The organism is Pantoea sp. CFCC18177 (genome assembly GCF_059412425.1).
Map to the genome: position 1 here is coordinate 72,883 of NZ_JBNBPL010000011.1, position 13,414 is coordinate 86,296.

Here is a 13,414-nt window from a genome sequence, read left to right on the forward strand (position 1 = left end):
TTCGGGGCTTGTCTGCTAGCCAGTGAACAAGATGCAGGCTATAACCAAAGCGTTTGAACACCGATCTCAATTTCAGGTGTTTGTTTTCTCTACCTTGTTACGCAAAGGACCTCTAAATGAAAATCCGCGCCACCATACTTGCTGTGGGAATCGCTTCGCTGCTGAGCGGCTGCGAAGGGATGGACAACAACGCGCTGCTGCAATCGGGCGCGCAGGCTTATCAGGCTTACACCCTGAATGATTCACAGGTGAAGCAGTTGAGCGACCAGTCCTGTGCCCAGATGGACAAAGACAATCAGGTTGCCCCCGCTAACAGCGAATACCAGCAGCGCCTGAACAAAATCGCCGCCGCGCTGGGCGATAACATCAATGGTGTTCCGGCCAACTACAAAGTCTATCTGACCAAAGATGTGAACGCGTGGGCGATGGCGAACGGCTGTATCCGCGTCTACAGCGGCTTGATGGATATGATGACGGATAATGAAGTGGAAGGCGTGCTCGGCCATGAAATGGGCCACGTGGCGCTAGGCCATACACGCAAGGCGATGCAGGTCGCCTACGCCACCACGGCAGCGCGCACCGCCGCGGCATCGGTGGGTGGTGTGATTGGCCAGCTTTCGCAGTCACAGCTTGGAGACCTGAGTGAGAAATTGGTTAACGCGCAATTCTCGCAGACACAGGAATCGCAGGCCGATGACTACTCTTACGATCTGATGAAGAAACGCGGCATCAATCCGTTGGGCTTAGCCACCAGTTTCGAGAAGCTGGCGAAAATGCAGCAGGGCCAAACCAGCTCGATGTTTGATTCACACCCTGATTCCGCCGCACGCGCGCAGCACATCCGCGATCGCATTGCGGCCGACGGGAAATAGCGGTTTAGATGTTGCAGGGGCGGCTTTTCAGGTCGCCCCGATCCCTTACCGCTTAAACAACCCATCCACCATCGAACCCAAATCCATCTGGCCGTTATTCACGCTCTGCTCATCCAACTGACCTTGCGGCGACATCTTGTCTATCAGCTGAGGCAACAGCGCCGCCAGCTTACCCGACGCGCCATTCACATCGGTGCCCAACTTATCGGCTAGCGACTGCAACTCATTCTGGCCAAAGGCATTTTGAATCTCACCGCCACCAATCGGCTGATTGCCGCCTGTGCCAATCCAAGAACTCAGCACTTCACCCAGCCCGCCCTGTTGAAACTTCTGCAGCAGCACTTCAACCCCGCCCTGCTCCTGCACCCACGTCCAGATAGCCGCCAGTTGACCCAACTGATTGCCCTGCCCGTTACCGTTGCTGTTCCCCAGCGAACCGACTAATTCATCCAGAAAGCCCATGGTGACCTCCGAAGATTATGTAACTGTTTCCCCTGCGAAATAGCTGACTGTAACGTAGGGGCATGCCTTGGCGCGCCCATGCAGAACCGGAGCGCATGCGATTTTCACTTACCGCCCCAAAGTATAGCCATACACCGCCGATAACGATTTGACACTATTCAATTGTCGAAGTGTTGATGTACAGAACGTGATAATGGTTGGAACAAAGCAGTCCGGGCCATGTCATATTTAGCATGGTCTACAATGACCTTTTTCTAGCTAGCAGGCGACATCAGAGAGAGTCACAGGAGCATCACATACTATGCTGACCATTCTGATCATTATCGCCGTCGTCATCGCAATTGTGCTGCTGGGCGTGTATCTGGTGATACGCTCCGCTTCGCAGGACATAAATGACGATTATTAAGGAACCGGGGACGTCGAGGGCAAAGGAACGCCCCATCAGTTTTCCTCTCATCCTTCCCTTTCTTTAATCTTCTTCGCAGTGAAACGTAGCGGCGCGATTTATCGCGCAAGTCAGCAGCTTGACCCGCAGCAACCCAACACACATCACATATTCATTAAACATCCATAAACCCCGACCAGACGTTGTCGATAACCTTAAGTAGTTGAAGATTCGTTGGGAAAGAAAAAAGCAGAAACGTGACGATGGCGTGAAACAGCAGAAAGTGAGTGTGGCAAAGTCAGTTAGGGCAGAAAAGATTTTATCTTGCGTGGTTGGCTCTTAGAGAGCCCAGGAGCGTTGAATGCTGACAATACAGATTGTGACCGCTGTAGCGATTATGGCGAGTGCCGGACGCCATTTTTTACGTTCAACCATTAATGATGTAGACAACGATTACTGATCAAAGGCCAGCCAAATCCTGATGCTGATTTTGTTCCTGTAGGCGCGCACCTTGGCGCGCCCCAGGGCAGCTCTTAAGCCGCTTAATTCACTGCCCCACTTAACCTTTATTCGCCGCCTGCACATGCAGCATATCCAGCGCCAGCGTAGCCGCAGCCAGAGAAGTGAGGTCTGCGTGATCGTAACCTGGCGCCACTTCCACCAGATCCATCCCGACAATATTCATCCCCTGCAAACCACGAATCAGCTTAGTGGCTTTATCGCTGGTCAGGCCGCCAATTACTGGCGTACCAGTACCCGGCGCATGAGCCGGATCGAGGCAGTCGATATCAAAGGTCAGATACACCGGCAAATCACCCACGGTGCGCTTCACTTCAGCCAGAATATCGTCAACGCTGCGATCGTTAACCTGCGCCGCATCCAGCACGTTAAAGCCGAGGCTCTTATCAAACTCGGTACGAATACCGATCTGCACGGAGTGGTTAGGATCGATCAATCCTTCCTTCGGCGCAGTGAAGAACATGGTGCCGTGGTCAAACGTTGGGCCGTTGGAGTAGGTATCGGTATGCGCATCGAAGTGCACCAGCGCCATCTTACCAAAATGCTTGGCGTGCGCACGCAGCAGCGGCAGCGTGACGTAGTGGTCACCGCCGAAGGTCAGCATACGTTTACCGTTAGCCAGCAGCTTTTCAGCGTGCGCCTGCAGTTTGTCTGAGAGATCCTGAGAATCACCGAACGCATAAACCAGATCACCGCAGTCCACTACGTTCAAACGTTGACGCAGATCGAAATCCCACGGCCAGCGGCAGCCTTCCCACGCAAGGTTAGTGGAGATCTGACGAATCGCGCCCGGCCCTAAACGGCTGCCCGGACGGCCTGAAGTCGCCGCATCGAAAGGTACACCGGTAATCACCCATTCAGCATCGCTGTCGTAAGGCTGGAAGTTCACCGGGAAGCGCATGAAACCGAAGGCATTGGAAACCAGGGAGTTATCGTACTGATTGCCCAGGGTGTTATACATAACTTGTCCTCTTTAGATCCGTGAGTCGGTTAGTCAGTCAGGTTTTACCTTAAATCATTCATGCTGCAAAAAAGCGGCAAACAGATGAAACCCGATGTGCTTACTGTAGACAGTGATCGAGCTTAACGAGAGCAGTCAACGCATCTGGAACATGAATGCAGCCAGGTAAAACTCAAAAAAAAAACCCCCTCCGCGTCGTTAGGCCCGACGAGGAAGGGATTTGTTAAAAGTGATTATTGCGGAGATTTTAGGGTTCTGCAATCGAAGCGTTAATGACTGAACGGCTAATCATCACTTGATAAATTTCATCACTCACTGCTTTGTCGCTTCTCTCTTTAAGTAATCAACTTAGCTTCCCAAGTGCCTGGGTAATTCGCTTTTTATCATCATCTTCAATTGGACATTAGCTAAGTTGTTCACTTAAACAATATCAGCAAACAGTGTTCACATTTCAGATTCAAAAAAACCTTCAATTACATTGAGTTGGTCTCAGAACCTGTTACTGCTTACTTTAATAGCCCTTACATATCATTAACAGATTATTGATAGATCAAAACGTTTAGGAATATCTGGACATGCTCTGTAACGTTATCGCGAAAATTTAGGGAAAATTCTTACAGACTTGCAGGGAATCGCTGTTCATTCAGACAAATAATTTCAAACAGAAACCATCTGAATGCGCACACTGGCATCACTTCTCTCTCGTATGAGCCGGACCAAGTAACCTGCTTCTACGTGTAACTGGCTGAGACTTTCAGCACCCTCGTCTGAAACACCCTCCTCTCCCCTATTACATCCGTAATGCCCCAGCGCATTGGTTGCTGTTAAGCCAAGGGCGGTAGCATTCAAAAATTCCTCCTTAAAATTACGAGTTCCATAAATGGCCAGAAGTGGATTTGAAGTCCAGCAAGCAGCTGTAAAGGCGCTTTTCCTCCGTGAAATACGAACACGATTTGGTAAATATCGGCTGGGTTATTTTTGGGCGATATTGGAACCTGCTGCACATTTAATAGTAATGCTGTCAATATTTGGTTTTATTATGCATCGTACTATGCCTGACATTTCATTCCCTGTATTTTTAATAAATGGCATAATTCCATTTTTTATATTCAGCAACATAAGCACAAGATCTTTGGGTGCGATCGAAGCTAATCAAGGGTTATTTAACTATAGGCCCGTAAGACCGATAGATACTATAATAGCAAGAGCATTACTTGAAACCCTTATTTATGTAATGGTTTATGTTTCATTGATGTTTATTATTTGGCTATCCGGTGAGAATGTTGAATTAGTTAATATTGTGAAATTATTTTTCACTTGGTCTCTACTAGTCATATTCTCAATTGGTCTCGGAATGATTTTTATGGTCATAGGTAAAACTTTTCCAGAGACGGAGAAATTCCTGCCAATAATGTTAAAACCGTTGTATTTCGCATCATGTATAATGTATCCATTGCACTCAATACCGAAAGAATATTGGCCGTATTTAACTTGGAATCCAATCACTCACATAGTCGAACTAAGCAGGCAGTCAGTTATACCTAATTACATTAGCGATGGAACAAGCTTAATATACTTGGCGATTACCACCTTGGTCACATTATTCATTGGGTTAGCACTGTATAGACACCAAGAAGAGGCTATGCTTACCTCATGATTAAAATAGAAAATTTGACAAAGTCATTTAAAACCACAAAAGGTCGACATTATGTTTTTAAAGATCTTAATGTTGTTCTTCCTGAGGGTAAGAGTATTGCGCTCATTGGCCGAAATGGTGCGGGAAAATCAACTCTACTTAGAGTGATTGGCGGCATTGATAGGCCAGATAGCGGATCTATCAAAACTAATAAAAGTATCTCGTGGCCAGTAGGATTGTCAGGTGGCTTTCAGGGCAGTTTGAGTGGTCGCGAAAATGTCAAATTTGTAGCCCGGTTGTATGCATCTAAAGGTGAACTTAAGGAAAAAGTTGAGTTTGTAGAAAACTTTTCTGAACTCGGAAAGTATTTCGACATGCCAATTAAAACATATTCCTCAGGAATGAGAGCTCGATTGGGATTTGGATTAAGCATGGCATTTAAATTTGACTATTATTTAGTTGATGAAGTTACGGCAGTCGGCGATGCTCGATTCAAAAGTAAATGTGCAGAATTATTCAAGGGTCTGAATAATGCAGCAAATTACATAATGGTATCTCACAGTCTAAACTCACTAAGAGAATTCTGCGATTCAGCATTATATCTTGGTAAGGATAACAATATACATTACTTTGATGATGTCAACGATGGAATCAAAGCATATGAAGAAAACGGCTTTTCATAATAACTAATGCTATTGCACTTGACATCATAAAACCTGAGGAATTATGACCATTCTTGTTAACCATGTTATGTCATCAGCTGTACACAGTGGAATTTTCACGGACCTGCTAAATTATTACAGCGATTTCACTGATGATGATATTGAAATAGTAGTCACAATAAGTCCTATTGAAGGGGCTGATATTTATCATTACCACCGCCCACATTTGGAGGCGGCATTACGAGAAAACTCTGTTGTCACAGTTCATCACGATATTAATGACGTTGACGAGTGGCTGAACTACGAGAAATTTCATGACAGATATTCTGAAGCCAAACTTGTATTTTGTTTAAATACCAATCAACAGAACATCTTAATAGAAAAGGGAATTAAAAACACCGTTGTAATACCACATGGTTACAACAAAACAATATTTACTCAGCCAAAATTAAAAAAAATAGAGAATGAAAAGATAAATATTGGTGTAATATCTAAAAGATATGGTAGAAAAGTTAAAGGCGAAGCCTATCTTTATGAATTACTAAAGAGACTTGATCCGGAGAAGTTTAAATTTATTTTTGTAGGCGCTGACAGAAGTATATCCGCATTTAAAGCTTCTGAAATGGGGTTCGAAACTAAATGTTATGAACGACTGCCTTATTTTTGTTTTGGGGATCTTTATAAAAACTTACACTTCCTGCTAATGGCGAGCTTACATGAAGGTGGTCCGGCTAATATTCCCGAAGCTATCGCATCTGCCACCCCTATAATTTCTACGAAAGTAGGTATGGCTACAGATTATATTCATGAAAACAACAATGGTTTTTTCCTCAGTGGTAATTATAATCTCGATGCCTTGTTGCTTGAAAAACACACAACTAAGCATGGTTATAACATGTTAGCGAATGGTGCATGGAATAAAAGAAATGACGCACTGACTTGGCAGGAAGTCATGCAGCTAACATCTAAACATTATAAAAACCTAGTAAGAGTTGAATTCTAAAATGAAAAACTTAAGTTTCCTTTTTGCAGATAGCATTCACTTTACTCCTAAAAACTTTAAAAGTTTATTTGATTTTATCTCCAGACATAAAATCCATCATACGTTCGCCAAAGAAAATAACAAATGGGTGGCGTGCTATGGAAATTACGAAGAACAATTTGAGCACATTGAATTATATTTCAACATATTATCCTCAAAAAATGAAGATGAACTCTTAAACTTCAAAGTCAATGGATTGAATTTATTTGATATTGCTCGCGATGAAGCATTGACTTATTTTCTACCTATTGATGCCTTTCGCGACAAACTCGATGAAGACCTGACTAATAAAGAAATAATTAGATTAATGATGGACGTAGATTCTCGGGCATTAATTCTTAATATATCTTCTGCCTGGTACTGGGTTGACTATTGGAAAACCAAGCTGAAGTCCCTGAAGGTACATACCTACGCTTGTGTATTTTCAGGTGCTCAAATTTATTGTCGCTCATTATTAGAAACACTAAAAACACACCCTACAACACCTTTAGTGCTGGAGCACTTCCTTACTGGAAATGAATATTACATTGAAGAGAAGTATGAGCCAATAGCTAACAATTCAAATCTAAAAATCAACAGCTTTTATAAAAACATTAAAGTTGAAGGTGATGACTTTGAGTTAAACCGAATAAAAACAAAGGCTATAAATAAATTCCTTCTATCAAAAAATAAAAATGTCACTCAACCCATCGAATCAGAAGAAATAACAACCAACAATCGAGAGGTCATTACTATAATTGGGCAAGTTGCAAATGATTTCTCGATAATTTGCACTGCAAAGAAACATCTTTCCAGTATAAAATTTTACAAAGAATTAATAAGCTCACTGCTTACTGAAACTAATGTTCACATAATTTTCAAATCCCATCCGTGGGAAAGACACAAAAACAATCTTAAATCTTCATTAACGTTAGATAAGCTAACTGATTACGTTGATTCACTTCCGTCAGAGCAAGCTGAACGCATTTCGTTGGTTGAAGATTACAACCTTCAACAGATGATTAAGCAATCTAAACATGTTTTGACACTATGCTCACAAGCTGCAATTGAAACAGCATTCATGGGCCTAAAACCCATTCAATTTGGTGATGCTTTTTATGGCCAGAAAGGCTTCACTTATGATTATGAAGATATAACAGATTTTATTACAGACTTTAAAAATGAGACGCTATCTTCCTACTTATCAATTAAAGAGTATGACGCATTCGAACTATTCCTAATTAAACACCTTGAGAAGAACCTAGTTTCAATTCATAAATCAGGAATACTATCTTTAGAAAAAAAGTTTAATCCAGTGGCATTCATACCATTAGTCAAACCAAAGCCGGTTGTCAGTACCGTCAAAATTGAAAATACACAAGAAAACATACTCCTTACTTCCAATTCTCCAGAAAGAGAACCAGAACAGGCAGATGTACTCCCAGTGCAAATTAAAGATGTTGAAATAATTAAAAGCAATGTTTTAATAATAAATCATAATAAAACCAGAAATGGATTTATGAAAAAAACGAGAAAGCTTTTTAAAAATCCAAGTGCATTCCTTAATGATTCTCGTAAGAAGCCGTTAGTAACACTCGGTCGCATAATTTTCAAAATTAAATAGAGGCATCTTATAATTGAAAACGTATACGCCTATCGATATCCGTAAAGCACCTGACATGTTCACTTCGGGAATTAATAATCTACTTTTATCCCCAAAAAGGAAAATTCAATCTCAACATGCACCCGGTTTTGGATTTGATGATGGTGACTACAATTTCGAGGAGTTATCATCTATTTTCACAAAAGAATACTCAACACACGAAGTAATATTAAGTGAATTGAAAAATTGCCATATCGGTCCAAAACCCGAGGGTTTACAGCGCTATTGGCCAATATTGGTCAATGACAGATATCTTTGGAATTTTATAAACAATCAAGCAAAAGAATTACTACATCAACAGGATGTAATTCACCTTAAAGATGATTTAATTCTAAAGGAAGTGCAAGGTAGCCGTGTAAAAATATCCGGAAAATCCGTATGGCTTTATCTCTTTGATAATATAGATCACTTATATAGAGAATCATTAACAACAATCATAGCACTTAAAGAAATTTATGATGATATCTCAGATTTCACGTTCGTCATTCCTCATACCTCTCAAACCTATATAAACATCCTTGTTTTATTAGGTTTAAAAAGATCCCAAATTCTACAGGTTGGAAATACTTGGTTAGAATTTGAGAGCGTCATTATATCTAGTTTTCACAGTTTTGGTCATCTACACACTCCTAGCCACTATTATACAAAGCTTTGCTCAACTCTAAGTAACAAAGTCAGCAGATCATTATCTCTATCACCTGAAAAAATATTTGTCTCTAGACGAAATGCATCTTTAAGAAGACTAGACAATGAGTCAGTACTATATGATTATTTAGAAAGAAATAATTACTTTATTTGTGATCCTGGCGATTATTCACTAGAAGAGCAGATAGAGATCTTCTCAAAGGCAAGGATAATTGTTGGTTCTCATGGCATGGGAATAGCGAACAGTGCTTTCTCTAATAATCTTGAGCATTTGATTGAAATCATGCCCGTTTCATGGAATAGAGTTAGCTACTATAGAACCGCGCAGCTTAAGAATTGCCATTACGCATGCTATTGGGTAAAGGAAAATGAAATTGGGAAGATAGTGGTTAATAAGAATAAGTTTACTTCTTTCTTGGAAAATGAAATTGAAGAAATCACAAACCCAACAACTTAGCAAACAATAAAAATCATTAGGGCATAGGAACAAAGCCCTAATTTATTTTTTGATAAAAAAATCATTTCTCAGCAATCATCAAGTCCTCACCAAGTGCTTTGATTATATTTGTTTTCCTAATGAAAATTTCTTTTTCCCTTTTAATGTAATACACAGCATTAATCTGAGTATTCTCCAACAAATACCATCTGAACTGCTTAAACAACTTCATATCTGGCTTAGAGCCAGCCAGCCAGAACTGGTGCAAATGCCCTTGATACGTCAATCCTTTTATGTCGTAGAGGGCATTGCCCATCACTTTCAGGGGCTTGTTGTGAATCAGCGCTGAAATCCCCGCAGTACTGTTAATCGTGACCACCGCTTTGGCATGGGTCAGCAATTCAGGCATTGGGAGATCATGCACATAAATCACACGGTCGCTCACACCAAATTCTTTTCCTAAGCGTTTAATCAACGGCCCATACAAACGGTGTCCACGGTCCATCGGATGATGTTTGATCACCAGATGGCTATCTTTTGGCGCTTTACGCGCAAACGAAAACATCACGTCATTAATATAATCACGCACATCTTCATAGCGGCTATGATTACGAATCTGGCTGTCGTTATAAACCTGCAAGATCGCCAGGTAATAGCGCTGATCAAGTTCAGACTGCAAACGTGGCAACACCTTGCGTTGCATTACGCCATACAGCTGTTTGCGCCAGTAAGCACGGATCCAGCACTGTGCTTCATACCACGGTGAGAAAGACTTGTGATGACGGTACTTGTAGAACTCATGTCGGTGACGCCACCCTACGAGATAGTACCAAGTCGCATGGCCAATGCGTTTCGCCGCAGAGGGCTTGAGGTGTTCAACATCGCGAGCGGGAATTTCCGGCAACTGACGATAAAACTCCGGATCGCGTGGCAGTGAAGAGTGTGCGTTTACCCCGCCCTCTTCCACCGTAATGAAGTGCGGACGCAGGTAGCCTTCTTCAAATGCCAGGAAACGAATACCTTTTGCCTTCGCCCAACGGCTCGCGGCCTGATGCAATGGACGGCAATCCCCGAAACACAAAATGGTATCGAAGTCATAATTGGCATAGGTGTCACGCAGCCAACGAGGAAACTCTTTCGGGGTTTCCTGATACGTCAAATATTCACGCTGGCGACAGTAAAACCGATCGCCACCGTTGAATACGACATTCACGGCTTCACGCCCCAATGATTCCAGCCAAACAGCCACATCATTGAAGAACGGTCCCATCGGCCCCTGTAATAGCAGGTATTTTTTCCCAGACAGCAAAACGGTCAATGCATTACTGTGCATATTCAACCTTCATGGTTATTCATTATTGTCCGTAACCGGCTGTGCTCAGCCGAATTTGACCTTAATAAACATCATCAACTTGCGGTAATGGCGAATGATCCGCCCCGCTTTCTTTTTTGTAATAAACATCTGCCGGCGCGGAGTCTGGATCAGATATTCAGCCGCTTCTTCAGCCGCTATCGGTTCCAGGCGCAGGGGATGGATGTAACTTGGATAAACAATCAAAGCCTGATAAATCAGGTCTAATAACGAGAGTGAACGCCCACGGCGCTTGCAGCGATGTTCATCGGTGGTCACACCCCAGCCCGCATAAAAAGGCAGGCCGTAACAAAAGACTTTCTTGCCGTGCAGTAAGGCTTCAAAACCTGATAGCGAAGTCAGCGTGTGCAACTCATCGGCCACCTGAATGCACTGGATAACGTCTGCATCCAACGCCTGATAATCGGCTAATTGCTGCACCTGATCAGCCGGGATATGGCCTTTACGATTTCCCACCAGCACATCAGGATGTGGCTTATAAATCAGAAATGCGTCCGGGTTACGCTCACGCACGGTACGCAGCAATCCCAGGTTGGTATTTATGGAGACGGTGCCAGTAAGAATCGAAGCGTCATCTTCAACCTGGCCCGGCACCAAAATCACTGTCTTACCCTGTGCTGCGCGGGGTAGTTTGAAATCTGCGCCAAGGTTATATTTGCTGAGTTTGCTCTCAACCAGACGCTGCTGAAGTTTTTCAGCCCGCAACTGCTGCGCCAACGTCAGTTGGCTATGATTCAGCAACACTTCGAGATCGCTTGGGCGTGTCGCATCGTAATAAATACCGCGCTTATCCAGCACCAGCGAAAGCGGCGGTAATAGGTCAGATCCCAAACCGGAGGATCTTAAGAAGCCATCTTCCATCCGCCAAACTGGCAGCAGACGTTGATTCGCTTCGTCACGCCAGCGTTGTTCGCCCTTGACACCCCATACCACACATGCAGTTGCTTCAGAACAGCGGCGAGAAAAGCGCACTCTGTTTGCCGTGGTACGCAAGAACGGTTTGAGGATGGTGGATTTCCACAATGTTAAACCTGGTGCCCATAAGTAACCGCTTCGCTGCTGCTGGTGCCGACGCTGCAACTGCATCCATTGCAACACGGTGAACAGATCGGTAGCCGCGCCAGTTTGAGGGTCGATATAGCGGCAATAACGCAGGTATGCCGCGGCAAATAAATCAACTAATGACGCAGAGCCACGACGCTCAGCGAGCTGCGTAGATTGCGGATGGCGATCGTCAGTCAACCCCCAACCGGCATACCAAGGCTGACCGAAGCAGGTTACGGGTTTACCCGCGATAAGCGCCTCAAAACCGTATTGCGACGTCATCACATAGACGCGTGAAACGTGGCGTAACAGTGATTGAGGGCTGACATTATCGGCCATCAAATGCACACGATGCGTAGATTGCAACGACGCGAAATAACCGGCTTTCTTGCCTTGCAAGACATCAGGGTGAACTTTGACCCAGATGATCGCTTGAGGGTTTTCTTTAATGGCGGCATCTAACATCGCAGCGAAATCATCAGCACCCGCATTGCCGTATGTCACTGACATATCATTAAAAGTCTGGTCAACCACCAGTACCAGTTCGGGGTTCAGTGCTTCGCCCGCCATAAACGACGGCGCTTGGTTATATTTCGACAGGTCTTCAGTGACGATGGTTTGCATCGCCTCACGCGCCTGCTCAGCTAAAGCTGCATTTCCTGCTTTATCCTGAATCAGCTGCTCCAGCGCACTTGGCTGATTGGCATCGTAGTAAATACCAATGTCGTCAATCACGATGGAAAGAGGAGGCGCGCCGTTAACACCGAGATCCAATGAGCGAATAAACCCATCTTCCAGACGAATAACAGGTTTACCCGCGGCCTGAGCCAGCGCAACCGGTTTGGCTGCACTTGGTCGATGGCCCCACACCGCAACAGCATCTATCTCTTGCGGAATCGGGCGCAGTGCAGAAATCTTCTGGCACGGCTGTGCCAGAAAATTTTCCAGATGCGGAATGCGCCAGATACCCGAAGAGAAGATACCGATCATGTGGTTTCTATTAGCTCCTGTGCCATTAGCTTGCGCACTTTCTCCAGACAAGCTGGTGTATCAACACCCGGTCCGGTGGCGGCCACTTCAAAAGCGCGAATCGCAATTCCTGCGTTCATCAAACGCAACTGTTCCAGTGATTCAGCCTGTTCCGGCATGGCTTCCGGCAGTTGGCTGTAGTTCTGCAACACATCACGGCGATAGGCGTAAATACCTACGTGTTTCAGGTAGCGCGCTTTATCGGCATTACGCGGATAAGGAATCGGTGAACGGCTGAAGTAGAGCGCATCGCGGCGCGTGTTTACCACGACTTTTACTGTACTGGCTTCCAGCGCTTCTTCTGCCGAGATCGCATGGCACAGCGTCGCCACAGGCAGCGCTGCATCATCACGCATTCCTTGCACCAGATGCGCCACATCCTGCGGGCGAATCATCGGTTCATCACCTTGCAGGTTAATGTAGATATCGGCATCCACGTTCTGCATCACTTCCACCAAGCGGTCAGTGCCCGATTCATGATCGCTGCGCGTCATGATTGCTTTCCCGCCGAAGCTTTCGACTGCCTGCATTACGCGCTCGTCGTCGGTCGCGACCCACACTTCCGCCACATCCGCCACTTGCAGCGCACGTTCATAGACGTGCTGGATCATGGGCTTACCAACGATATCCAGTAACGGCTTACCTGGCAGACGCGAGGAGCCAAAACGGGCGGGGATAACAATCACTGCTTTGTTCATATCCATTCC

11 protein-coding genes are annotated in these 13,414 nt (G+C 44.6%); 6 read left to right on the top strand and 5 right to left on the bottom strand.

All coding sequences use genetic code 11. The features are described 5' to 3' along the window. The first annotated feature begins 116 nt into the window (after positions 1-116). Positions 117-872: a metalloprotease LoiP gene (gene loiP, locus ACPUC8_RS13395; RefSeq protein WP_039331892.1), complete on the top strand. Its 756-nt coding sequence runs from the start codon at positions 117-119 to the stop codon at positions 870-872. Positions 873-917: 45 nt separating this feature from the next. On the opposite strand, the gene ACPUC8_RS13400 is transcribed toward loiP, so the two are convergent. Both ACPUC8_RS13400 and speB read right to left on the bottom strand, forming a co-directional pair. Then, positions 918-1,334, bottom strand: a complete 417-nt coding sequence (locus ACPUC8_RS13400; RefSeq protein ID WP_494926488.1) for a YidB family protein — start codon at positions 1,332-1,334, stop codon at positions 918-920. A gap of 944 nt (positions 1,335-2,278) precedes the next feature. Next, on the bottom strand, positions 2,279-3,199 hold the full coding sequence (speB, locus tag ACPUC8_RS13405) for an agmatinase (protein ID WP_034823229.1): 921 nt from the start codon (positions 3,197-3,199) through the stop codon (positions 2,279-2,281). Between the two features lie 880 nt (positions 3,200-4,079). On the opposite strand from speB, the gene ACPUC8_RS13410 reads away from it, so the two are divergent. From ACPUC8_RS13410 to ACPUC8_RS13430, 5 genes are read left to right on the top strand one after another with little or no spacing between them, the layout of a single operon-like run. Further along, positions 4,080-4,856, top strand: a complete 777-nt coding sequence (locus ACPUC8_RS13410) for an ABC transporter permease (RefSeq protein ID WP_494926489.1) — start codon at positions 4,080-4,082, stop codon at positions 4,854-4,856. Further along, positions 4,853-5,518 carry an ABC transporter ATP-binding protein gene (locus ACPUC8_RS13415; protein ID WP_494926490.1) on the top strand — a complete coding sequence of 222 codons (666 nt, stop codon included), beginning with the start codon at positions 4,853-4,855 and terminating at the stop codon, positions 5,516-5,518. Before ACPUC8_RS13410 ends, ACPUC8_RS13415 begins: the two co-directional genes overlap by 4 nt. 43 nt (positions 5,519-5,561) lie before the next feature. Beyond that, positions 5,562-6,500 (top strand): glycosyltransferase, encoded by a 939-nt coding sequence (locus ACPUC8_RS13420; RefSeq protein ID WP_494926491.1) that lies wholly within the window; start codon positions 5,562-5,564, stop codon positions 6,498-6,500. A 1-nt stretch (position 6,501) separates the two neighbouring features. Next, positions 6,502-8,142, top strand: coding sequence for a capsular polysaccharide export protein, LipB/KpsS family (locus ACPUC8_RS13425; protein WP_494926492.1), 1,641 nt, complete (start codon positions 6,502-6,504; stop codon positions 8,140-8,142). A gap of 13 nt (positions 8,143-8,155) precedes the next feature. Next, entirely contained in the window at positions 8,156-9,283 is a 1,128-nt protein-coding gene (locus tag ACPUC8_RS13430) for a glycosyltransferase family 61 protein (protein ID WP_494926493.1), read from the top strand. Positions 9,284-9,344: 61 nt separating this feature from the next. Here the strand turns inward: ACPUC8_RS13430 and ACPUC8_RS13435 are convergent, their stop codons facing one another. The 3 genes from ACPUC8_RS13435 to kdsB are packed head-to-tail and all read right to left on the bottom strand — an operon-like array spanning position 9,345 to position 13,405. Continuing rightward, positions 9,345-10,595: a capsule polysaccharide biogenesis protein gene (locus tag ACPUC8_RS13435; RefSeq protein WP_494926494.1), complete on the bottom strand. Its 1,251-nt coding sequence runs from the start codon at positions 10,593-10,595 to the stop codon at positions 9,345-9,347. A gap of 45 nt (positions 10,596-10,640) precedes the next feature. Further along, complete coding sequence (locus ACPUC8_RS13440; protein WP_494926495.1) at positions 10,641-12,668, bottom strand: capsule polysaccharide biogenesis protein; 2,028 nt, start codon at positions 12,666-12,668, stop codon at positions 10,641-10,643. Beyond that, positions 12,665-13,405 (bottom strand): 3-deoxy-manno-octulosonate cytidylyltransferase, encoded by a 741-nt coding sequence (kdsB, locus tag ACPUC8_RS13445; RefSeq protein WP_494926496.1) that lies wholly within the window; start codon positions 13,403-13,405, stop codon positions 12,665-12,667. The genes ACPUC8_RS13440 and kdsB overlap by 4 nt, the downstream gene beginning before the upstream one ends. Positions 13,406-13,414: the final 9 nt, after the last annotated feature.

Coding starts and splice junctions, on each gene's coding strand:
- loiP (WP_039331892.1), top strand. CDS start 117: ATGAAAATCCGCGCCACCATACTTGCTGTGGGAATCGCTTCGCTGCTG.
- ACPUC8_RS13400 (WP_494926488.1), bottom strand. CDS start 1,334: ATGGGCTTTCTGGATGAATTAGTCGGTTCGCTGGGGAACAGCAACGGT.
- speB (WP_034823229.1), bottom strand. CDS start 3,199: ATGTATAACACCCTGGGCAATCAGTACGATAACTCCCTGGTTTCCAAT.
- ACPUC8_RS13410 (WP_494926489.1), top strand. CDS start 4,080: ATGGCCAGAAGTGGATTTGAAGTCCAGCAAGCAGCTGTAAAGGCGCTT.
- ACPUC8_RS13415 (WP_494926490.1), top strand. CDS start 4,853: ATGATTAAAATAGAAAATTTGACAAAGTCATTTAAAACCACAAAAGGT.
- ACPUC8_RS13420 (WP_494926491.1), top strand. CDS start 5,562: ATGACCATTCTTGTTAACCATGTTATGTCATCAGCTGTACACAGTGGA.
- ACPUC8_RS13425 (WP_494926492.1), top strand. CDS start 6,502: ATGAAAAACTTAAGTTTCCTTTTTGCAGATAGCATTCACTTTACTCCT.
- ACPUC8_RS13435 (WP_494926494.1), bottom strand. CDS start 10,595: ATGCACAGTAATGCATTGACCGTTTTGCTGTCTGGGAAAAAATACCTG.
- ACPUC8_RS13440 (WP_494926495.1), bottom strand. CDS start 12,668: ATGATCGGTATCTTCTCTTCGGGTATCTGGCGCATTCCGCATCTGGAA.
- kdsB (WP_494926496.1), bottom strand. CDS start 13,405: ATGAACAAAGCAGTGATTGTTATCCCCGCCCGTTTTGGCTCCTCGCGT.